18 protein-coding genes are annotated in these 20,253 nt (G+C 66.1%); 12 read left to right on the forward strand and 6 right to left on the reverse strand.

Translation table 11 applies throughout. From position 1 onward, the window contains the following. Positions 1 to 3 precede the first annotated feature (3 nt). Both SR3_RS15685 and SR3_RS15690 read right to left on the reverse strand, forming a co-directional pair. On the reverse strand, positions 4 to 1,842 hold the full coding sequence (locus tag SR3_RS15685; RefSeq protein WP_068088014.1) for a lytic transglycosylase domain-containing protein: 1,839 nt from the start codon (positions 1,840 to 1,842) through the stop codon (positions 4 to 6). Positions 1,843 to 1,929: 87 nt separating this feature from the next. Then, positions 1,930 to 2,778 (reverse strand): uracil-DNA glycosylase family protein, encoded by an 849-nt coding sequence (locus SR3_RS15690; protein ID WP_245653943.1) that lies wholly within the window; start codon positions 2,776 to 2,778, stop codon positions 1,930 to 1,932. A gap of 255 nt (positions 2,779 to 3,033) precedes the next feature. Between SR3_RS15690 and SR3_RS15695 the strand changes: the two genes are divergently transcribed. Together SR3_RS15695 and SR3_RS15700 are read left to right on the forward strand one after the other, a co-directional pair. Next, on the forward strand, positions 3,034 to 3,849 hold the full coding sequence (locus SR3_RS15695) for a 4-(cytidine 5'-diphospho)-2-C-methyl-D-erythritol kinase (protein WP_068088018.1): 816 nt from the start codon (positions 3,034 to 3,036) through the stop codon (positions 3,847 to 3,849). A gap of 2 nt (positions 3,850 to 3,851) precedes the next feature. Beyond that, on the forward strand, positions 3,852 to 4,583 hold the full coding sequence (locus SR3_RS15700) for an N-formylglutamate amidohydrolase (protein ID WP_068088021.1): 732 nt from the start codon (positions 3,852 to 3,854) through the stop codon (positions 4,581 to 4,583). A 68-nt stretch (positions 4,584 to 4,651) separates the two neighbouring features. On the opposite strand, the gene SR3_RS15705 is transcribed toward SR3_RS15700, so the two are convergent. Then, positions 4,652 to 4,858, reverse strand: coding sequence for a Flp family type IVb pilin (locus SR3_RS15705; RefSeq protein WP_245653944.1), 207 nt, complete (start codon positions 4,856 to 4,858; stop codon positions 4,652 to 4,654). A 176-nt stretch (positions 4,859 to 5,034) separates the two neighbouring features. Between SR3_RS15705 and SR3_RS15710 the strand changes: the two genes are divergently transcribed. Together SR3_RS15710 and SR3_RS15715 are read left to right on the forward strand one after the other, a co-directional pair. Continuing rightward, on the forward strand, positions 5,035 to 6,480 hold the full coding sequence (locus SR3_RS15710) for an NAD(P)H-hydrate epimerase (RefSeq protein WP_245653945.1): 1,446 nt from the start codon (positions 5,035 to 5,037) through the stop codon (positions 6,478 to 6,480). Between the two features lie 9 nt (positions 6,481 to 6,489). After that, positions 6,490 to 7,698: a class I SAM-dependent RNA methyltransferase gene (locus SR3_RS15715; protein ID WP_245653946.1), complete on the forward strand. Its 1,209-nt coding sequence runs from the start codon at positions 6,490 to 6,492 to the stop codon at positions 7,696 to 7,698. A 265-nt stretch (positions 7,699 to 7,963) separates the two neighbouring features. On the opposite strand, the gene SR3_RS15720 is transcribed toward SR3_RS15715, so the two are convergent. The 3 genes from SR3_RS15720 to SR3_RS15730 all read right to left on the reverse strand — a co-directional run bounded on the left by SR3_RS15720 (position 7,964) and on the right by SR3_RS15730 (position 10,954). After that, positions 7,964 to 8,608 (reverse strand): class I SAM-dependent methyltransferase, encoded by a 645-nt coding sequence (locus SR3_RS15720; protein WP_068088030.1) that lies wholly within the window; start codon positions 8,606 to 8,608, stop codon positions 7,964 to 7,966. Further along, the gene (locus tag SR3_RS15725; RefSeq protein WP_068088032.1) at positions 8,608 to 9,834 is read right to left on the reverse strand and encodes a DUF3419 family protein; all 1,227 of its coding nucleotides are present in this window, start codon (positions 9,832 to 9,834) and stop codon (positions 8,608 to 8,610) included. The genes SR3_RS15720 and SR3_RS15725 overlap by 1 nt, the downstream gene beginning before the upstream one ends. A gap of 148 nt (positions 9,835 to 9,982) precedes the next feature. Then, positions 9,983 to 10,954, reverse strand: coding sequence for a threonine ammonia-lyase (locus SR3_RS15730; RefSeq protein ID WP_068088035.1), 972 nt, complete (start codon positions 10,952 to 10,954; stop codon positions 9,983 to 9,985). A gap of 93 nt (positions 10,955 to 11,047) precedes the next feature. Between SR3_RS15730 and SR3_RS15735 the strand changes: the two genes are divergently transcribed. From SR3_RS15735 to recA, 8 genes are all read left to right on the forward strand, one after another. Next, positions 11,048 to 12,259, forward strand: coding sequence for a saccharopine dehydrogenase family protein (locus SR3_RS15735; protein WP_068088039.1), 1,212 nt, complete (start codon positions 11,048 to 11,050; stop codon positions 12,257 to 12,259). Positions 12,260 to 12,288: 29 nt separating this feature from the next. Next, positions 12,289 to 12,603 (forward strand): DMT family protein, encoded by a 315-nt coding sequence (locus SR3_RS15740; RefSeq protein ID WP_407668166.1) that lies wholly within the window; start codon positions 12,289 to 12,291, stop codon positions 12,601 to 12,603. 4 nt (positions 12,604 to 12,607) lie between these two features. Then, on the forward strand, positions 12,608 to 13,783 hold the full coding sequence (locus SR3_RS15745; RefSeq protein ID WP_068088044.1) for a carboxynorspermidine decarboxylase: 1,176 nt from the start codon (positions 12,608 to 12,610) through the stop codon (positions 13,781 to 13,783). Between the two features lie 254 nt (positions 13,784 to 14,037). Then, positions 14,038 to 15,261, forward strand: coding sequence for a type III PLP-dependent enzyme domain-containing protein (locus SR3_RS15750; RefSeq protein WP_068088096.1), 1,224 nt, complete (start codon positions 14,038 to 14,040; stop codon positions 15,259 to 15,261). A 180-nt stretch (positions 15,262 to 15,441) separates the two neighbouring features. Further along, entirely contained in the window at positions 15,442 to 15,924 is a 483-nt protein-coding gene (smpB, locus tag SR3_RS15755; protein ID WP_068088048.1) for an SsrA-binding protein SmpB, read from the forward strand. Positions 15,925 to 15,926: 2 nt separating this feature from the next. Continuing rightward, complete coding sequence (locus SR3_RS15760; RefSeq protein WP_068088052.1) at positions 15,927 to 16,472, forward strand: DUF2062 domain-containing protein; 546 nt, start codon at positions 15,927 to 15,929, stop codon at positions 16,470 to 16,472. 56 nt (positions 16,473 to 16,528) lie between these two features. Continuing rightward, positions 16,529 to 18,964 carry a hybrid sensor histidine kinase/response regulator gene (locus tag SR3_RS15765; RefSeq protein ID WP_068088106.1) on the forward strand — a complete coding sequence of 812 codons (2,436 nt, stop codon included), beginning with the start codon at positions 16,529 to 16,531 and terminating at the stop codon, positions 18,962 to 18,964. 98 nt (positions 18,965 to 19,062) lie between these two features. Further along, positions 19,063 to 20,133, forward strand: a complete 1,071-nt coding sequence (recA, locus tag SR3_RS15770; RefSeq protein ID WP_068088055.1) for a recombinase RecA — start codon at positions 19,063 to 19,065, stop codon at positions 20,131 to 20,133. Positions 20,134 to 20,253: the final 120 nt, after the last annotated feature.

Genomic DNA, 20,253 nt, shown 5'->3' on the forward strand with positions numbered 1-20,253 from the left:
GGATCAGTTCCTGTCCGCGACCTGCGTGGTGGTCGTGGTGGCAGGCCAATCCTTGGCGGCCACGCGGACGCCCTTGCTGCCCGAGAGTTCGGGGAAGGTGGGCCACATGCCCTGCGCCATCACCACGCGGCTTTCCGAGCCCGCTCCGGCCTGGCGCTCATACATCCAGTAGTTGCGCAGCACGGTGGCGACATAGCCGCGCGTTTCCCAATAGGGCACCGATTCCATCCACAGCAGCGGATCGCCATTGTCATGAATCTGGGTGTTCCAGCGCGACACCGGCAGCGGCCCGGCATTGTAGGCGGCGATCACCTTGGGCAGCAGGCCCTGCGTGGCCGCGTTCGATTTGAGCGCTTCAAGATGCTCCTGCCCGAAGGCGAGGTTGATCTCGGGCCGGGTCAGATCGGTGACATTGCCCGAGACGCCCAGATAGGCGGCATGGTCGCGCGCGGCGGCGGGCATGATCTGCATCAGCCCGCGCGCGCCCGCGCCGCTCACGACATTGGTGCGGAACGCCGATTCCTGAAGCGTATGGGCGAACAGCAGCGCCGGATCGACCTTCCAGCCGGTGGCCGGAGTCCATTTGGGCGTGGGATAGCGGCTGGCGGGGGTCGGGCTGCTGTTGCTGGGCGCGTTATAGGCCATCCACAGCTGGGTGCCGGGCAGCCCCAGATCGCGGGCAAGGCGGGAAAGCTGCTGATACTGGCCGGGCGCGCCGATGCGGGCCTGATAGCGCAGCACATCGTCGGCCAGACCATCCTCGCCGACCTCGGCCAGACCCACGGCGACGCGCACATTGGGCGTATCGCGCAGGTTCTGCCAGTCGGCGGCGGTGAAATCGGGCAGGGCGTGGGTGCCGGGCATCTTCAGCCCCAGCTGCTCGGCGGCCAGCATGCCATAGAGCGTCTCATCGGCGCGCGCGGCGGAGCGCAGCGCGGCGGCGGCCTGCTCGGGCTGGCGGCAGCGCACGAAAGCGCGCGATTCCCAGTAGTAAGCCGCAGCGATCAGCTCCTGATTGCCGCCGGTTTTCGCGGCCTCGGCAAAGGCGGGAACGGCCTGCTGGCAGGCGCCCTGACGCCATGCGGCCAGCCCCGCTGTCCACCATGCCTCGCCCACCCATGCGCCGCGGGTAGCGGCATTGGGGTCCTGCGCGGCGGCGATGGCCTGCGCATAGGCCTCATTGTCCTGATTGTTGATGTAATAGGCCCAGGCGACCTTGTCGCGCCATTCGGCCCGCGCCTCGCTGCTGAGGGTGGCGTCCACCCCGTCGAGCAGCTGCTTGGCGCCCGCCGTATCGTTGATCTTGATGCGATCATTGATGCTGCCGGCAACCGTGGCGGGCATGGTGTTGTCCGCAACCGAGCGAGGGCGGGTGCGGCGCGGCGCGCTGGGCCATGCCACCAGCTGCTGCGCCGAGGGCAAGGCGGGCAGGGCCGCGCCGCCGCGCCTGGCGGCCAGCGATTCGATCTGTTCGGCCTCGGGCAGGGTGGTGCCGCTGGCCAGCCACTGGTTGAGCGCATCAAGCTCGATGCGCGGGCTGCCGGGGGCGAGGTAATATTCGGCGCGCAGCACATTATGCAGAGGGCCATCGGGGCGCGTGTCCAGCATCTGGCGCAAGGTTGCCCAATCCTGCCGCTTCAGCGTGGCGAAGGCGTCCTTGTACCAGCTGCGCTCATCCTCGGAGAGGACTTTCGGCACGGAGGAACGCGCGGAGCGGCCCATGAAATATTCGGCGGCGGCGGAATTCGCCTGAGCCAGACCGGGCAGGGCCAGACAGGCCAGTGCCAGCGCCGTGCCCGCGCTTTTGCGCAAGCTGCCGCGCAAGCCAGAATGTGCCGTCATTGAGCCCCGCTTCATCCTTGAGATGCCTGTCCTTAACGTCACGATTGCGCGGGAGCGATCCATTGGCCCGCGCTACCGTGTGAATGTCTAGTCTTGCCAGTTCAGCCAGTGGTGCCAGAACACCGCCTTGGCGCGCGGACGCTCAAGCATGGTGGCCAGGTCCGGCATTGCCATGATCGAGGGCGCGGGAGCGGAGTCGAGCTTTCCGTGGGAATTCCCTGCTCCATCTTGGTTAACAGAAGGTAAAACGGCAGGGTTTTGCGGCAGATTGTGGCCCAGCAGCGGCAGAATGTTGCCACCAAAGGCAATAATCCGCCGAGGCGCCGCCAGCGCGACATGATGGCGCAGCACGCCTCCGAGTCCCTGCGCATTGAGCGCGGTCCAGTCGGGATGCGGCATATGGCGCGGCAGGGCGGCGGCGAGGCGGATGCTCTCTTCGGCCAGCCCCATGGTGGCCAGCATGGCGCGCAGCAAAGCGCCTTGCGGACCGGACAGCAATTGCCCGGCGGCGGCATCGCCGTCCTCGGGCTGGGGGACCAGCACCATCAGCGGCGCTTGCGTGGGCCCCTTGGCGGCGATGCGCCCCTCGACATGGCCGCTGTCGAGCGAAGGTTCCTGCAGCCACCAGCTGTCGAAAGCGGCCAGATCCTGCGGGAGGCTACTGGTGTCGCCGCCGATGCGGGCCGCCTGCTCGGTGGTCTCCGCAACCGGTGTTTTGGCGGCGGCGATGGCCTCGGCGAAGGCGGCTGGGAGGGGTGTCGCGGCGCGCTGGGGCGCGGCGGCGGGGTCGCGCTTTTCGGCGAGCCAGGTGACGGGTTCGTCGGTGAAGAGGGTGTCCACCCCGGCCTCGCCCCACCAGTCGAACGCGCCAGCGATCTGGGAGGCGATCTGGGCGCCCAGGGGCGCGGGGGTGGAAGGGGCGGTGTGCATCGTCATGATTCTGTCGCAGAGCCTTGACGGGGTGGGCGGGAAAACTCAACCCGGCAAAAGCCCCAAAGCGCCGGATGGCGTCGCGTTTGCGGGAGGCCGAGGGAACAAAGCGCCGCAGGCGGCAACCCTGCCTGACGCCGAACCGACGCGCAAGGATTGTGCGCCACCAAGGCTTCGCCGGTAGACGTCATGGGAGAACACCCTCGCGTCTTCCCTTCTTCCCCCTTGCCCCTTTTCCCCCTTCAAGCCATGGCACGCCCCATGACCATTCTCACTGAAACAGCCTATGCCAAGATCAACCTCGCCCTGCATGTGCGCGCACGCCGCGAGGATGGCTATCACGAGCTGGAGACCTTTTTCGCCTTCGTCGACGCGGGCGACACGCTGACCGTCACCGAGGCCGAGACCGATTCGCTCAGCATCTCGGGCGAGTTCGCGCCGCTGCTGGCGCATGAGGAAGGCAATCTGGTGCTCGATGCGCTGGCGCTGCTGCCGCGCGCGAAGGGCTGGCATGTGGCGCTGGACAAGGCGCTGCCGGTGGCGGCGGGGCTGGGCGGCGGCTCGGCGGATGTGGGGGCGGTGTTCCGGCTGGCGCAGCGCACGTCCGGCCTTCCGGAAGGCTGGCAGCAGGCGGCGGCGAAGCTGGGCGCCGATGTGCCCGCCTGCGTGGAGAGCGTGGCGATGATCGGGCGCGGCACGGGCACCGATCTGGCCGCGGCTCCGGGCGATCTTCAGGGCTGCCCGGTGCTGCTGGTCAATCCGCGCGCGCCGCTGCCCACGGGGCCCGTGTTCAAGGCATGGGATCGCGTCGATCGCGGGGCGATGCCACAGGGCAGCGCGCGGGATGTGGCGCTGCAGGGCCGCAACGATCTGGAGGCGCCCGCCATCTCGATCTGCCCGCCGGTGGCCGATGTGCTGGCGGCGCTGGGGCGGACGGGGGCTTTCCTGTCGCGCATGTCGGGATCGGGCGCGACGTGTTTTGCGCTGTTCGATGATATCGCCGCGCGCGATGCCGCGCGTGATGCCATCGCGGCGGAACAGCCCGGCTGGTGGCAGCTGGCGGGGCGCCTGCGTTGAGTATGGATCAGCCGTGGCGCCTGCTGGGCACGCCGCGCGCGGGCGGGGTGCTGGTGATCTCTGACCATGCCAGCAACCGCGTGCCCGATGGCGTGGATCTGGGCATCGATCCAGCCTGCATGAACCAGCATGTGGCCATCGACATCGGCGTGGCGGGCGTGGCCGCGCGGATGGTGGAGAGCGGCGGGGCGGATGCGGCGTGGTTGGCGCATGTCAGCCGTCTGGTCTGCGATGTGAATCGGGAGGAGGAGGCTCCGGGCGCGGTGCCTGAAACCAGCGACGGCATTCTGATCCCCGGCAATGTGCTGGATGCGCGGGGGCGGGGCAATCGGCTGGCGCTTTATCACCGGCCCTATCACACGGCGCTGGCTGAGACGCTGGCGGCGCACGAGCCCGGCCTGATCCTCTCGCTGCACAGCTTTACGCCTTCGCTTTCGACCCGCCCTGAAGAGGCGCGGCCATGGCATATCGGCGTGCTGTACAATCAGGATGATCGCGCGCCGCGCCTGGCCCTGCCGTGGCTGGAACAGGTGGATGGCCTGTGCGTGGGCGATCAGAAGCCCTATTCCGGGCGTCAGCTCAATTACACGATGAACCGCCATGCCGAAGCGCGCGGGCGGTTCTATCTGGGGGTGGAGGTGCGTCAGGATCTGATCGGCGATGCCGCCGGGCAGGCCGGATGGGCCGAGCGGCTCTCGGCCCTTTGCGCCCATCTGCTTGAGCAGGCCCGCTAGAGCATCGTGCGAAAAAGTGGGAACCGGTTTTTCGCGAAAACGATGCGACAAAAAACTTAGAGCAGGCCTCAGGCGGAGGGCGCGCTCATCCCGCTGGAGGCTGCGTTGAAGGTGGTGCTGAGCTGATTGCCGATGCTTCTGGCGCCCGCAACGATGGACAGCGCGATAAACGCCACGATCAGCCCATATTCGACCGCCGTGGCTCCGCGCCTGTCACGCCAGAGGCGCTTCAGACAGCCTGCCATCTGGAACATCCGGGGGAGTGAGCGCGTCATAGGTTTCATATCCGGCAGAGTGAGGCGAGCTTGCGAATCATACCTAGCCGCCAAGTCCTGAAATCCGCTTAACCACCCTTTACGCAGGGCGGACGGGCTTGACGGGGCCTTGGCGAAGGCAGAGATTCTTGTCCTCTCGCGGCTCGCCTTAGGCCGCCTTGCGATGGAGGTTCTTTGTGTCGAACTCCATGCCCGCGCCCGGATGGGGGCCCCAGGCTTTGCATTTCGGCGCCGATATTCTCACGGCCGAACAGATGCGGCAGGCCGAGCAGATGCTGATCGATGCCGGCATCAGTGTCGAGTTGCTGATGGCGCGGGCCGGGCGCGGCGCGGCGGAGCTGATCTGGCGCATGGCCGGGCCCCTGAAGATCATCAGCGTGCTGGTGGGGCCGGGTCATAATGGCGGCGATGGCTGGGTGATCGCCCGCCATCTGCATGAGCGCGGCGCGCGCGTGCAGGTGGTGATGGCCCATGCCCCCGCCAGCGAGGCCTCGCGGCTGGCGCGCGCGGCCTTCGAGGGCCATGTGGTGGATTGCCCCGATCATGGCGATCTGCATGGCGATATTCTGGTCGATTGCCTGTACGGCACAGGCCTGTCGCGCCCGCTGAGCGATCTCGATCTCGATTTGCTGACCGGGCTGGCGGCGGGGCATCGCCGTCGTGTGGCGCTCGATCTGCCCTCGGGCGTGGAGGCGGACCGCGGGGACGATTTCGGGCAGGACTTGCCGCAATACGATCTGACCATCGCGCTGGGCGCATGGAAGCGCGCGCATGGGCTGATGCCCGCGGCGGGGCGGATGGGCGTGCTCAAGCTGGTGGAGATCGGTTGCGATCCGGTGGCGGGGGCAGGGCATATGCTGGAAGGCATCTCGATAGCGCCGCCCGCGCCCGGGGCTCACAAATACACGCGCGGTTTGCTGGGGGTGGTGGCAGGCGCCATGCCCGGCGCCGCGCTGATGGCGGCGCGCGCGGCAGGCGGCGCCGGGGCGGGCTATGTGCGCCTGTTGACGCAGGATGCTCTGCCCGCGCCCGCCGATCTGGTGGTGCAGGGGCTGGACGGGCTGGCCGACAAACGCCTGTGCGCTCTGCTGGTCGGCCCCGGGCTGGGGCGTGACAAAACGGCGGAGGCCGTGCTGAAATCCGTGCTGGCCACCGGCAAACCTCTGGTGCTTGACGGCGATGCGCTGATGCTGCTGACGCCCGCGCAAACCAGGGGCCAACAGGCGATCGTCACCCCGCATGAAGGCGAATTCGCCGCGCTGGAAAGCGCCTTTGCGCTTCATGCCAACGGCAGCAAGGTCAAGCGGGCGAAGGCTCTGGCCGAAGCGAGCGGCATGGTGGTGGTGGCCAAAGGCCCCGATACAGTGGTGGCGACGCCCGCAGGCCGATGGACCATGCTGCCGCGCGCCTCAAGCTGGCTCAGCGTGGCCGGATCGGGCGATGTGCTGGCCGGGCTGATCGCCAGTCGCCTCGCGACTGGAGCGTCCACAGGTGTGTCCGCTTTTGAGGCAGCCTGCCAGGGCGCGTGGCTGCATGGTCGCGCGGCGGGCTTGCTTGGCGGGCCTTTCACGGCCATGGCGCTCGCCGAAGCGGTGCCGGCGGCGGTGCATGCCTGCCTGTAAGGAATTTCTGTGTCCGACGACTTCCATGAAGAACTGATCGAGCGGCTGGCCGCGCGCGGCGACGGCGTCACCGCCGGCGGTCGCCATGTGGCGATGGCCGCGCCGGGCGATCATGTGCTCGACGACGGCAGCCTGCGCCACGGCCCCCATCATGCCGAGCCCGCCTGCCAGCATTACGGCATCTGCGGTGGCTGCCAGTTGCAGCATGTCGACGATGTGGCACTGGGCCATTTCGTGGTGGAGCGCGTGGTCAACGCCGCGAAGGGTCAGAAGCTGGAGCCCGAGCGCGTGACGCCCGTGCACCTCTCGCCCGCCGCCGCGCGCCGCCGCGCCACTCTGCATGGCCAGCGGGTGGGCGGGATCGCTCTGGGCTTCCGCGAGGCCCATGCCCACACCATCGTCGACCAGAAGCAGTGCCCCGTGCTGGTGCCCGAGCTGGAAGCGATGGTCGGCCCGCTGCGCCGCATGCTCCAGCGCCGCGAGGGCAAGCTGGCGGTCGATATCGAGATGACGCTGGTCGAACAGGGCGTCGATGTCGGCATCAAGGGCTTCACCGTGGAAGGCCTGGCGGAAACCGAGGCCGCGCTGGATTTCGCGCGCGAGCATGGGCTGGCCCGCCTGTCGCTGGATCAGGGCTATGGCCCCGAAGCCCTGTGGGAGCCCGAGCCGGTGACGGTGTCGCTCTCCGGCGTGTCCGTGCCGCTGCCGCCCGGCGCGTTTTTGCAAGCCACGCTGGATGGCGAACAGGCGCTGGTGGGTGCGGTGACGAAATGGCTGCACGGCGCGGGCGTGGTGGCTGATCTGTTCTCCGGCCTTGGCACCTTTGCCTTCGCGCTGGCGAAGCAGGGCAGCAAGGTGCTGGCCGTCGAGGCCGAGCGCGCCGCGCATCTGGCCTGCAAGGCGGGCGCGTCCGGGGCTCATCTGCCGGTGCACACCATGCACCGCGACCTTTTCCGCAACCCGCTGCTGGCTGAGGAGCTGAACCGCTTCCCCGCCGTGGTGCTCGATCCGCCGCGCGCCGGGGCCAAGGAGCAGGTGGGGCGCATCGCCGGTTCCACCGTGCAGCGCGTGGCCTATATCAGCTGCAATCCCTCCAGCTGGGCGCGCGACGCGGCGACGCTGATCGAGGGGGGGTACCGTTTGGTGGAGCTGCGCCCGGTGGGGCAGTTCCGTTGGTCCTCGCATGTGGAATTGGCGAGTTTGTTCATCAAGGGATGAAGGGAAGATGCGAGGGGGTAACCCCCTCGCGCTCCCAGAACGTCTTCCGGCGATAGGGTGGTGGTTCCGAAGTGGAGTGTCTAGCCTCTCCACCTGCGCAACGAAAAGCGCCGCAGGCAGTGAATGTCCTGCCTGAAATGCTGTGTTGGGAATGTTAACGCCTGCGGCGCGGCGACATTGCTCCATGGCCGAACCCGATGCGCAACGCAGACACTAAAGGGAGCGCGAGGGTTATGACCCTCGCATTATCCTTCTTAAACCTTCTTCAAACCCCGCGCCGCACCACCACGATCTGATAGTAGCCCCAAGGCCCTCGCACCGGCTCCACGCTCATGCCGCGCGCCGCTGCCACAGCCCCTGCGCGCGAAACCAGATCCAATCGGGGCGAGACATGGAAGCGCGTCAGCCAGCCGTTCAGCGCCTGACGGGCCAGACCGGGCAGGCCTTGCGCGTCGCCAAAGTCCACGATGTGCAGCGTGCCGCCCGGAGCCAGCGTGTCGCAGGCCATGGCCAGCGCGCCTTGCCAGTCAGGGATCATCGAGAGCGCGAAAGAGATCATCACGCGGTCGAAATGATGGCGGCCGAACAAAGTCTGCGGGTTGAAGGCGCAGGCATCGGCCTGCTTCAGCGTGGCACCCGGGCCCAAAGCCTTGCGGGCGGAGACCAGCATCTGCTCGGAGATGTCCAGCCCGAACAGCTCCGCGCCCTTCCAGCGTTTGGCGGCCAGCGAGAGGTTGCGCCCGGTGCCGCAGCCCACTTCCAGCAGGCTCTGGCCGGGGGCGACGTTCAGCTCATCGATCAGCCGGTCGCGCCCGAAGAGGAAATATTTCCGCGTGGCGTCATAGATATGGCGTTGGCCGCGATAGACGCGGTCCATCAGCGCGGCGTGATCCTGCGGCAGGCTGGCCATCAGCCCTTGAACCGGTAGAGGTGCAGGCCGCCATAGATCGAGGAGCGGTCCCGCGCGATCAGCGCGCGGGCTTCTTCCTCGGAATAGGTCCAGCGCGAGAGGATCTCTTCGGGCACGCGGCCCGGCAGGATCGTGGGCTCTCCGGCGGTGCGGAACAGCACGCGGGCGCCGCTGCGGGCGGTGCGGGTGATCTGGCTCCACAGGGCGGTGAGCTGGGCGTCGCTCATCCAGTCCTGCGCGTCGAGCAGCACATAGCGGTCGAGCGTGGCGTCGGGCTGGATCGCCAGATGGTCGGTGAAGTTGGTGTGCGAGAGGGTGAGGCGGTCGATGCGGCCGCGCAGCGTCTCGTAATTGTCGGCCTGCAGCCATGGCGGCACGGGGGCATTGGGCGCGCGGCCATAGCCACGGTTGAAGGCCTGCCAGGCGAAGTAATTGTCCTGCACGGAGAAGCCGCAGGCCAGGCGTTCGAGGCGGGCGCGCAGCACGGTGGCCATGCGCTGGTCACCGGCCAGCGCTTCATACTGCGCGGGCGGGATGCCTAGGCCGAAGAGCGAGGCGGGCTGTTTCGTCAGCCAGCGGATAAAGCGCTTGTCGAAGACGGGGGCGACGCGCTCGTCAAAGAGGCGGCGCTGGTCCTCGATCGAGGTGGCTTCGAGGATGACTTTCAGATCGACGCGGTAGAGCCGCGCGATCAGATGCGCCATGCTGATGAAATTGCCGAGCAGCCCGCGCTTGTAGATGCCGCGCGCAAAGCCGTTGATGCGGCGGCGGCCAGCGAGATCGCGGCCTTCCCAATAGCGGCGGCTGGTCTCGTCGAGGTTGGGGGCGAGTCTGTCGCGGTAATCGGCCAGATTGTGGCGATTGTCGGCCTCCACGAAGAAGCGGCGCAGCGCGTCATGATCGGGCAGGTGGCGCAGCGCGGCAATCTTGAGGCGGCCCAGCGCGATATGCGCGGTGTTGAGGTCCACCGCCGTCACCTGCGCCGGATTGGCGGTGAGGTAGGAGAGGGCGTTGCAGCTGCCGCTGGCGATGGTGACGATCCGGCTGTCGGGCTGGATGTCGAGCGCTTCCATATCGACCACCGGGTCTTCCCAGATCTGGGCATAGACCAGACCGCGGAAGGCCAGGGCGAAGGCCTTGTCGAGCAGGCGCTCGGTGACCGAAGCGTGGTGGCGCACCACGGCGCCTTCGATGATGTGGGGGCGCGGGGCGGTGGAATGAGGCATGGCGCTCGCTTGTCCGATTTCAGTCCATCGGCGCTAGGCCATGCCTGTTTCCTCTGCGTGACGGGTTGGTGACGGTTTGGTGTCAGTGGCAGGTTTGTCGATGACAGGTTCGCGACATGGGGTGATTGCCCCATGTCGGCATGTGTGATTACCCCATCAAAACCTGCGCAAAAGCGGCGTCGTCGGTGTTACCGCCCGAAAGCATGACAGCTGTGCGACCGTCCACCGGCGCCTTGCCTGTCATCACGGCGGCCAGCGCGGTGGCTCCGCCCGGCTCGACCACAAGGCGCAGCTGGCGGAAGGCGAGGCGCTGGGCTTCGGCCACCTCGGCGGGTGTGACCCAGAGGCCGGGCTGGCAGCGCTCCTTCAGAATGGCGAAGTTGATTTCGCGCGTGGCCGGGGTTTGCAAGGCGTCGCAGAGGGTGGGTGGGGCGTCTGGCCCGACCTTCTGGATGGTGCCGGTGGCGAGGCTGCGGCCCACGTCGTCCCAGCCTTCGGGTTCGACGGGAACGATCTGCGCATCGGGGCAGGCCAGAGCCAGACCCGCCGCCAGTCCGCCGCCGCCGCAGGGGGTGACGATGCGGGTGGGGGCGCCGCCGGCCCATTGCTCCATTTGCGTGGTAAGGGCCAAACCCGCTGTGCCCTGTCCCTCGATCACCCATGCATCGGCGAAGGCGTGAACCAGCGTGCCGCCGGTTTGCGCCAGCACCTTGGCGGCGGCTTCGTCGCGGTCCTCGCCGCCGGGGCGGTCATAGGTGACGATTTTTGCGCCCATGGCGGCGGTGGCCTCCAGCTTCACCTTCGGGGCGTCGTTGGGCATGACGATGATGGCGGGGATGCCCAGCTTCTGCGCCGCCCATGCCACGCCTTGCGCGTGATTGCCGCTGGAGACGCCGACCACGCCCTTGGCCGCTTCCTCGGGCGAGAGATCGGAAAGGCGATGCCATGCGCCCCGAATCTTGAAAGCGCCCACCGGTTGCAGCACCTCGGCCTTGCACCAGATCGTCACCCCGTGAATCTCAAGGGGGAGAAGCGGCGTTTCAGGCAGGATTTTGGCGATTTTGGCGGCGGCTTTGTGGATGCCCGAAAGCGTGGGCGCGCGCATCTGTTGAGTTGTCATGATAGCATCTTATATGGCCCCCTTGGTTTTTGAAGCGCGTTTCGCGTTTGAATGCCCGGTTGCCCCTGCAACCGTGAGCGAGGAGACAGGTTTGTGAGCAAGGTTCTGGTGATCGGCGCGGGTGGCGTCAGCAGCGTGGCAGTCCACAAGATGGCGATGAACGCCGGGATCTTCACCGACATCCATCTGGCCAGCCGCACCAAGAGCAAGTGCGATGCGATTCGCCAATCGGTGAAGCAGCGCACGGGTGTGGAGATCTCCACCTATGCCATCGATGCCGAGGATGTGCCGGCTCTGTCGGCCCTGATCGAGCAGATCGGCGCGAAGCTGGTGGTCAATCTGGCGCTGCCCTATCAGGATCTCACGATCATGGACGCCTGTCTGGCGACGGGCGTGTCCTACCTCGATACCGCCAACTATGAGCCCAAGGATGTGGCCAAGTTCGAGTATCACTGGCAGTGGGCCTATCAGGGCCGCTTCAAGGAAAAGGGCATCATGGCCGTGCTGGGCAGCGGCTTCGATCCGGGCGTGACCAGCGTCTTCGCCATGTGGCTCAAGAAGCACAAGCTCAAGACCATCCGCCAGCTCGACATTCTGGACTGCAACGGCGGCGACCATGGCCAGGCCTTTGCCACCAACTTCAATCCCGAAATCAACATCCGCGAAGTGACCGCCCCGGCGCGTCACTGGGAAGGCGGCCAGTTCGTCGAGACGCCCGCCATGGGCAAGAAGGTGTCGTTCGACTTCGAGGGCGTCGGCCCCAAGAACATGTATATGATGTATCACGAGGAGCTGGAGAGCCTGGCCAAATTCGTGCCCGAACTGGAGCGCGCCCGCTTCTGGATGACCTTCGGCGATGAATACATCAAGCATCTGACCGTGCTGCAGAATGTGGGCATGACCCGCATCGATCCGGTGATCTATGAGGGCGTGGAGATCATTCCGCTCCAGTTCCTGAAAGCCGTGCTGCCCGAGCCGAGCACGCTGGGCGCCACCACCAAGGGCAAGACCAACATCGGCGACATCGCCACCGGTGAAGCGCTGGACGGCAGCGGCGAGAAGACGTTCTACATCAAGAACATCTGCGACCACGAAGCCTGCTTCGAGGAAACCGGCAACCAGGCCGTCAGCTACACCACCGGCGTGCCCGCGATGATCGGCGCCGCGCTGATGCTGACCGGCGCGTGGCAGGGTGAGGGCGTGTTCAACATCGAGCAGCTGAACCCCGATCCCTTCATGGAAATGCTCAACACGCAGGGCCTGCCTTGGACGGTTGAGGAGCTGGCCGGTCCGGTCGAGTTTTGATGAATTGGGCTTTGATCCTGCCACCAATCATGCTGGCAGGATCGAATATCTTTATGAATCTGGCATGGTATGGCCATCTCAAGGAGCCCAACAAGGCGCTTTGGATGGCCGTGCTGGGCAGCTGGGCTTTGGCCTTTTGCGAGTACTGCCTTGCTGTCCCCGCCAACCGCATCGGTTCGAAGGCCTATTCGCTGGCGCAGTTGAAGACCATGCAGGAGGTGTTCTCCCTCGCTGGCTTCGTGCTGGTGGCATGGGCGCTGTTCGGGCAAAAGCCGGGGTTGGCGCAGCTGGCTGGTTTCGTGCTGATCGTCGCGGGTGCGGCGCTGATTTTCAAAGGGAATTGAACTCATGGAAACCCGTGCGGGTGATCCGGGCGCCTTTGCCCATTTCGATCTGAACCGTGTCGAGAGCCCGGCCTTCGTGGTCGATGCCGCGAAGCTGCGCGCCAATCTGGCGGTGCTGGCCGATGTGCGCGACCGCGCGGGGATCAAGCTGCTTTCGGCGATGAAGGCGTTCAGCATGTGGCGCGTGGCCCCGCTGATCGGCGACTATCTCGATGGCGTCTGCACCAGCGGCCTGTGGGAAGCGCGTCTGGCGGACGAGCATTACGAGGGCGAGATCGCCACCTATTGCGCGGCCTACAAAGCCGAGGATCTGCCCGAGATCTGCGCCATCTCCGACCATGTGATCTTCAACTCGCCGATGCAGATCGCCCGCTTCCGCCCGGTGCTGGCCGAGCAGCCCAGCCCCTTCGATCTGGGCCTGCGCATCAACCCGCTCCACCGCGAGGGCGAGGTCGAGAAATACGATCCCTGTGCCATCGGCTCGCGCCTTGGCTTCCCGGTGGATCAGCTGGTCCCCGCGCATCTGGAAGGCGTGACCGGCCTGCATTTCCACACGCTGTGCGAGCAGGATTTCGAACCGCTGCAGCGTACCTGGGATTCGCTTTATCCCCGCATCGCGCCCTGGCTGGCGGCCAATGGCGGGCCGATCCACTGGCTGAACTTCGGCGGCGGGCACCATATCACCCGCGCCGATTACCAGCGCGACGATCTGGTGGCCTTCCTTCAGGCGGTGAAGGCCCAGACCGGCTGCGAGCTCTATCTGGAGCCGGGCGAGGCGGTGGCGCTGGATGCGGGCATCCTGATCGGCACGGTGCTCGATTCGCACACCAATGGCGTGCCGGTGGCCATCGTCGACATTTCCGCCACCTGCCATATGCCCGATGTGATCGAGGCGCCCTATCGCCCCGCCATGCTGGGTGAGCTGGCCGAGGGCACCGCAACGCGCCTTGGCGGGCCATCGTGTCTCGCTGGGGATGTGATCGGCGATTACCGCCTGCCGGTGTCGGTGGAACCGGGCGCGCGCTTCGCCTTCCTCGATCAGGCGCATTATTCGATGGTGAAGACCACCACCTTTAACGGCGTGCCGCTGCCCTCGATCTGGCTCTGGGATTCGCAGGATGATTCGCTGGAATGCGTGAAGCGATTCGGCTGGGAAACCTTCCGCGACAGACTGTCGTAACAACTGTCACAAAACCCAGCGTTTTCGGGGTTAAACTGTCATAATCCCGTCACAAAAGACGCATAAATGCAATGATGGACCACAGCGCCCCCTTTTGACCCTCATCAGGGGTCATCAGGGGGTGTTTTTTCACTTGCAGTTCATGTGCGGCGACCTATATGCACCCCCTCGCCGCCCCATGGGGACTTCCAAACCGCAAGGCGGCTTTCACCTGTTGTAGCTCTGGCCGAATGGCCTATTGGGGGTCCCTTGCGTTGTCCATTTATCCTGATGCACCGTCTGTAGTTGCCGCCCTCGCGCCTACTGAACCGGTTATCCTGAATCGCCCGCAGGCTGCTGCGCGCGCTGCCCGCTTCTTCGCCGAGAAGTTTCCGGGCAAGTCGCTCTATGCGGTCAAGGCCAACCCCAGCCCGGACCTGCTCCGCGTGCTGTGGAGCGCCGGCATCTCGCATTACGACACCGCCTCGATCGTCGAGGTGCGTCTGGTGCGCGAAACGCTGGGGCCCGATGCCGTGCTGTGCTTCATGCACCCGGTCAAGCCCGTGGCGGCGATTGCCGAGGCCTATCATGTCCATGGCGTGCGCACCTTCAGCCTCGACACCGTCGAGGAGCTGGAGAAGATCGTCGAGGCGACCCGTTCGCCCGATGGCAAGGCTGCGGAAGATCTGTCGCTCTGCGTGCGCCTGCGCGTCTCCTCGGAATATTCCGAGCTGAGCCTGGCCTCCAAGTTCGGCGTCGATCTGGCCGATGCCGCGCCGCTGCTGCAGGCCACCCGTCAGGTTGCGGACTGCCTGGGCATCTGCTTCCACGTCGGTTCGCAGGCGATGACGCCCTTCGCCTATGTCACCGCGCTGGAGCGCGCCCGCGCCGCGATCGTCGATGCGTCGGTCACCGTGGACATCATCGATGTCGGCGGTGGCTTCCCCTCGATCTATCCGGGCATGGTGCCGCCTCCGCTGGAGGACTACTTCGCCTCGATCCACCGCGCGTTCGAATCGCTGCCGGTGTCCTATTCGTCGGAACTGTGGTGCGAGCCGGGCCGTGCCCTCTCGGCCGAGTTCAACTCGATGATCGTGCAGGTCGAGAAGCGTCGCGGCAACGAGCTGTTCATCAATGAGGGCGCTTACGGCGCGCTCTACGATGCCGCCCATGTCGACTGGCGTTTCCCGGTCAAGCGCATCAGCGTGACCGGCCAGGACATCGACGATGAAGCGGCCATGGAAGACTTCGCCTTCTACGGCCCGACCTGCGACGATGCCGACTATATGGAAGGGCCCTTCGCGCTTCCCGCCGGCATCCAGCCGGGCGACTACATCGAGGTGGGCATGCTGGGCGCCTATGGCGCGGCCATGCGCACCCGCTTCAACGGCTTCGGCGCGGGCGAGACGGTGATCGCCACCGACGAGCCCATGGCCAGCCAGTACGCCGGCAAGCGTCGCGATCCGCGCCAGTCGGATAACGTCGTGTCGCTGCGCTAAGCGGCGAGCAAACGAAACGGAAGAGGGCGGCGGGAGCGATCCTGCCGCCCTTTTTCGTTGCGGGCGTGAGGCATCCTGTCCCGCTGTCGGGGCCATTTGCCCACTTCTTGCGTTTTGCCTGCTAAAAAGGCGCTACAGCCTCTTCCCCGATCCGTCTTACATCCCTACATCGCCCCTATCATGGCCCGTCCGAAACCCACCGCCTTCGAAAAGACGAAGACCGTCGCCGAGAACCGCCGCGCGCGCTTCGAGTATTTCATCGATGACGTCTATGAGGCGGGCATCGCGCTGACGGGCACCGAAGTGAAATCGCTGCGCTTCGGCGAGGGCTCGATTGCCGAGGCCTATGCCGAGGTGAAGGATTCGCAGGTCTGGCTGGTGAACGCCAATGTGCCCGAATACAACTTCGGCAACCGCTTCAACCACAGCCCCAAGCGTCCGCGCAAGCTGCTGCTGCATGAGCGCGAGATCGCCAAGCTGACCGGCGCGGTGGAGCGCAAGGGCATGACTCTGGTGCCGCTCTCGATCTATTTCAACGGCAAGGGCCGCGCGAAGGTGGAACTGGCGCTGGCCAAGGGCAAGAACAATGCCGACAAGCGCGCCACGGTGAAAGAGCGGGACTGGAAGCGCGATCAGGCCCGCATCATGCGGGAACACAATTAGACGTGGCCGCGCAGACCTTCTCCCGCTGGGCGGGAAAGCATTTCCCCACGCGTGAAAAGCTGGAACAGAACCGCTGGATTCGGCCCTTCGCTCATCTGGTGCTCAAGCCTGACCTGTGGCGGTTCAACCGCCGCAGCGTGCCGCGCGGCATTGCGCTGGGGCTGTTCACCGGCATCGCCATTCCCTTCGCCCATTCGCCCGTGGCGGCGCTGTGTGCGGTGGTGGTGCGCGCCAATGTGCCCGTGGCCATCGCCACCACCTGGACCAGCAATCCGCTGACCTGGGCGCTGATCTTTCCCGCCGCCATCGCCATCAGCAACACGCTGGGCTTCCATGTCGATATGACGGCCTTCCGCGCCCTGCTGCATTCCGACGCGTCTCTGGGGCAGTGGGCGGGCTGGCTCTTGTCGAAAGCGGCGCCTGCCCTCATGCTGGGCCTGCTGGTGGAGGCCACGATCGTGGCCAGCATCGGCTATGGCGCGGCGGCTCTGGGCTGGCGCACATGGATCGGGCAGAAGCGCAAGCGCCGCCATCACCGCAAGGCTTGAGTTTGAAGACACCGGGTTTGGTCAAAGGGGAGAAGGGCTTGAATCGGGATCGCGCGATGACTGCCCCGCTGACCCGCGCCGCATTGGTGCTGAGCAGCGCGCTGGTTCTCACGCTGCTCTGCCTGTGGCTGGCGACCCGCAGCCTTGAGGTCTGTCTGTCTTTTGCAGGCGGGGTGGTGGCGCTGGGCGCTCTGGGCTGGCTGCTGATCCACACCCGTCCCGAGGAAGGCGGCCCCGATCCCGCCGATCCCGACTGGTCCGTCACCACCGCCGCCATCGATGGCGATGAGGCGGCTGTGGGCATTGTCGATCGCGCCGGTCGCCTGGTGGCGGCCAATGCCGTCTATGAACGGACCTTCGGCGCAGGCGCCTTGCCCACCGACCTGCCACTGACCTACGCCGAGGGTGAAGACCTCACCCGCGCGGCATGGCGCGACGGCAAGGCCGGACCGCTGCTGGCCAGCCACGTTGATGGCCCGCGCTGGCTGGTCGAGGTTTCTTGCGCCGGTCGCGGCGAATCCTGGCAGATCTGGCGCTTCGTGGCGCAGGAAGTGGCCGAAACCGGAGCGGAGCTGGCCGCCGCCCTGCGCGGCAAGCCGGGCCGTGCTCTGGGGCAGGCCGGTTTCGCCGCCGCCATGGTCGAGGCCGATGGCTCCATCCGCGTCGCCAATGAAGGCTTTGCCAAGCGTGCTCTGGGCGATGCCTCGGCAGCGGTGACGGGCAGCGCCTTCGTCGATTATCTGGCGCAGGATGAACACGATCATATCTTCTGGCAGCGCGACGCCCGCCGCGTCGCCCCGCTGACTTTGTTCTACCTGCCGCTCTCCGACCCAGACCACCCCGAAGACCCCGATCCCGCGCGCGGCACCTCGCTGATGCTGCTGGTCGATCATGGCGTGGGGCTGGGGGGCAGCAGCGGCGATGCCACCGGCGCCGCGCCGCATCTGGAGGCGCTGCTGGCGGGTCTGCCGCTGGGTCTGGCCATGGCCGACCGCGACGGGCGTGTGCTTTTCGCCAACCCCGCCTTCATGCGCGCGGCGGGCCGCGAGGGCGAGGAGGCCCCGATCTACCCCACCGATCTGGTGGTGCAGGAAGACAAGGCGGCTCTGTCGGATGCCCTGCGCCGCTTCGGCCACGGCCCGGCGACCAGTGGCGACGTGGCGGTGCGCCTCTCGGCCCAGCCTGACGAGCCGGTGACGCTCAGTCTCGCCGGGGTGAGGGGGCTGGGTGAGGCCGCGGTGCTGCTTGGCCTGACGGACACCAGCGAGGAAATCCGCCTCAAGCGTCAGGTGGCGCAGGCCACCAAGATGCAGGCCGTGGGCCAGCTCGCGGGCGGCGTGGCGCATGATTTCAACAATGTGCTCACCGCCATCATCGGCACCTGCGATCTGATGCTGCTGCGCCATACGCCCGGCGATTCGGACTATGACGACATCCAGCAGATCCGCGCCAACTCGAACCGCGCGGCATCGCTGACGCGCCAGCTGCTGGCCTTCAGCCGCCAGCAGACCTTGCGGCCCGAAGTGCTGCAGCTGCCGGATATCGTCAGTGAAATCAGCCAGATGCTGCGCCGCCTGATCGGCGAGAAAATCCAGCTGGTCGTCACCCATGACCGCGATCTGGGCGCGGTGCGCGCCGATCCTACCCAGCTGGAGCAGGTGATCGTCAATCTGGCGGTCAATGCCCGCGACGCCATTCACGATCACAACCGCAAGATGGGCGGCGATGGCGCGGGGCGGCTGGCGCTCTCCACCCGCCGCGTTTCGGTGGCCGAAGTGCGGGCGATGCGCAGCGAAATCCTGCCGCTGGCCGATTACACCGCTCTGGTGGTGGAAGATACGGGCGGCGGCATCCCGCAGGACATCATCGGCAAGATCTGGGAACCCTTCTTCACCACCAAGGAGCAAGGCAAGGGCACGGGCCTTGGCCTTTCAACGGTTTACGGCATCGTCAAACAATCCGGCGGCTTTATCTTCGCCGACAGCGAGGCGGGGGTGGGCACGCGCTTCAGCATCTATCTGCCGGTCCATCACGAACTGCCCGGCCAGAGCGCCCCGCCCAAGCTGAAGGATGCCCCCGTGGCCACGGCATGGGCCGGCGGCGGGGACATCCTGCTGGTGGAGGACGAGGATTCGGTGCGCATCGTGGCAGAACGCGCCCTGACTCGCGCGGGCTACAGCGTCACCAGCGCCAGCGATGGCGAAGAGGGGCTGGAGCAGGTCGAAAAACGCCTCGAATCGGGGCAAGCGCTGTTCGACCTCGTGCTGTCGGATGTGGTGATGCCGATCATGGATGGCCCGGCCATGGCGCGCGCGGTGCGCAAGATCGCGCCCTCCGTTCCGGTGCTGTTTATGTCTGGCTATGCCGAGGAACAGCTGCGGCGCGAGATCGATATCGACAATATGTATTTCATTCCAAAGCCCTTTTCGGTCAGCCAGATCGGCGAGAAGGTGGCCTCGATCCTGTCGGTGGTGGCTGGCGCGAAGGGATGATGGAAATTTTTTGTTCTCCTCTTGTTCGATAAGAACAAATGCGATACAAACTGCCGTGTTGACGTACACGGTCAAGTTCTTATCGCATGGAGGCGAACATGGCGGCTCAGCTGAAACTGATTCAGGAAGGCAAAGACAAGGACATGGATCGTCAAAAGGCGCTGGAAGCAGCGCTCGCGCAGATTGACCGTGCGTTCGGCAAGGGTTCGGCGATGAAGCTGGGCTCGAAGACGACGATGCAGGTGGAGGCGATCTCGACGGGATCGCTGGGGCTGGACATCGCGCTGGGCATCGGCGGCCTGCCGCGTGGCCGTATCATCGAGATTTACGGGCCTGAAAGCTCGGGCAAGACCACGCTGGCGTTGCATGCCATCGCCGAGGCGCAGAAGACCGGCGGCACGGCGGCCTTCGTGGACGCCGAACACGCGCTGGACCCGGTCTATGCCAAGAAGCTGGGCGTCAACATCGACGAGCTGATCGTCTCGCAGCCCGACACGGGCGAGCAGGCGCTGGAGATCGTTGACACGCTGGTGCGCTCGAACGCCATCGACGTGCTGGTGGTCGACTCGGTGGCGGCGCTGGTGCCCCGCGCCGAAATCGAGGGCGAGATGGGCGACAGCCATGTCGGCCTGCAGGCCCGCCTGATGAGCCAGGCGCTGCGCAAGCTGACCGGTTCGATCAGCCGTTCGCGCTGCATGGTGATCTTCATCAACCAGGTCCGCATGAAGATCGGCGTGATGTATGGCAACCCCGAGACGACCACGGGTGGTAACGCTCTGAAGTTCTACGCTTCGGTGCGTCTGGACATTCGCCGCACGGGTCAGATCAAGGATCGTGACGATATCGTCGGCAACGCCACCCGCGTGAAGGTGGTGAAGAACAAGGTGGCCCCGCCCTTCAAGCAGGTCGAGTTCGACATCATGTATGGCGAGGGCATTTCCAAGATTGGCGAGATCCTCGATCTGGGCGTGAAGGCGGGCGTGGTCGAGAAATCGGGCGCGTGGTTCAGCTATGATTCGGTGCGCATCGGGCAGGGGCGTGAAAACTCCAAGACCTTCCTGCGCGAACACCCGGAAATGGCCGACAAGCTGGAGGCCGCGATCCGCGGTCAGACCGAGGGCCTGTCCGATGGCATGATGGCCGGACCGGACGCCGAGGATGACGCCTGAGGGATGAAGAGGGGGGGGCATCGGGCGATGCTCCCCTTTCTCTTTGGGTGCCTTTAGGATGATTTTGCCGGTCAGACTGATCGGCTTTGGGAAAAGATGCGGCTTTGGCGCTTGTTTGGC

It is taken from the genome of Novosphingobium rosa NBRC 15208 (genome assembly GCF_001598555.1).
Lineage (GTDB): Bacteria > Pseudomonadota > Alphaproteobacteria > Sphingomonadales > Sphingomonadaceae > Novosphingobium > Novosphingobium rosa.

Excerpts from the sequence above, each read along its gene's own strand:
- SR3_RS15685 (WP_068088014.1), bottom strand. The coding sequence starts at position 1,842 with ATGACGGCACATTCTGGCTTGCGCGGCAGCTTGCGCAAAAGCGCGGGC.
- SR3_RS15690 (WP_245653943.1), bottom strand. The coding sequence starts at position 2,778 with ATGACGATGCACACCGCCCCTTCCACCCCCGCGCCCCTGGGCGCCCAG.
- SR3_RS15695 (WP_068088018.1), top strand. The coding sequence starts at position 3,034 with ATGACCATTCTCACTGAAACAGCCTATGCCAAGATCAACCTCGCCCTG.
- SR3_RS15700 (WP_068088021.1), top strand. The coding sequence starts at position 3,852 with ATGGATCAGCCGTGGCGCCTGCTGGGCACGCCGCGCGCGGGCGGGGTG.
- SR3_RS15705 (WP_245653944.1), bottom strand. The coding sequence starts at position 4,858 with ATGACGCGCTCACTCCCCCGGATGTTCCAGATGGCAGGCTGTCTGAAG.
- SR3_RS15720 (WP_068088030.1), bottom strand. The coding sequence starts at position 8,608 with ATGGCCAGCCTGCCGCAGGATCACGCCGCGCTGATGGACCGCGTCTAT.
- SR3_RS15725 (WP_068088032.1), bottom strand. The coding sequence starts at position 9,834 with ATGCCTCATTCCACCGCCCCGCGCCCCCACATCATCGAAGGCGCCGTG.
- SR3_RS15730 (WP_068088035.1), bottom strand. The coding sequence starts at position 10,954 with ATGACAACTCAACAGATGCGCGCGCCCACGCTTTCGGGCATCCACAAA.
- SR3_RS15740 (WP_407668166.1), top strand. The coding sequence starts at position 12,289 with ATGCTGGCAGGATCGAATATCTTTATGAATCTGGCATGGTATGGCCAT.
- SR3_RS15745 (WP_068088044.1), top strand. The coding sequence starts at position 12,608 with ATGGAAACCCGTGCGGGTGATCCGGGCGCCTTTGCCCATTTCGATCTG.
- smpB (WP_068088048.1), top strand. The coding sequence starts at position 15,442 with ATGGCCCGTCCGAAACCCACCGCCTTCGAAAAGACGAAGACCGTCGCC.
- SR3_RS15765 (WP_068088106.1), top strand. The coding sequence starts at position 16,529 with ATGACTGCCCCGCTGACCCGCGCCGCATTGGTGCTGAGCAGCGCGCTG.
- recA (WP_068088055.1), top strand. The coding sequence starts at position 19,063 with ATGGCGGCTCAGCTGAAACTGATTCAGGAAGGCAAAGACAAGGACATG.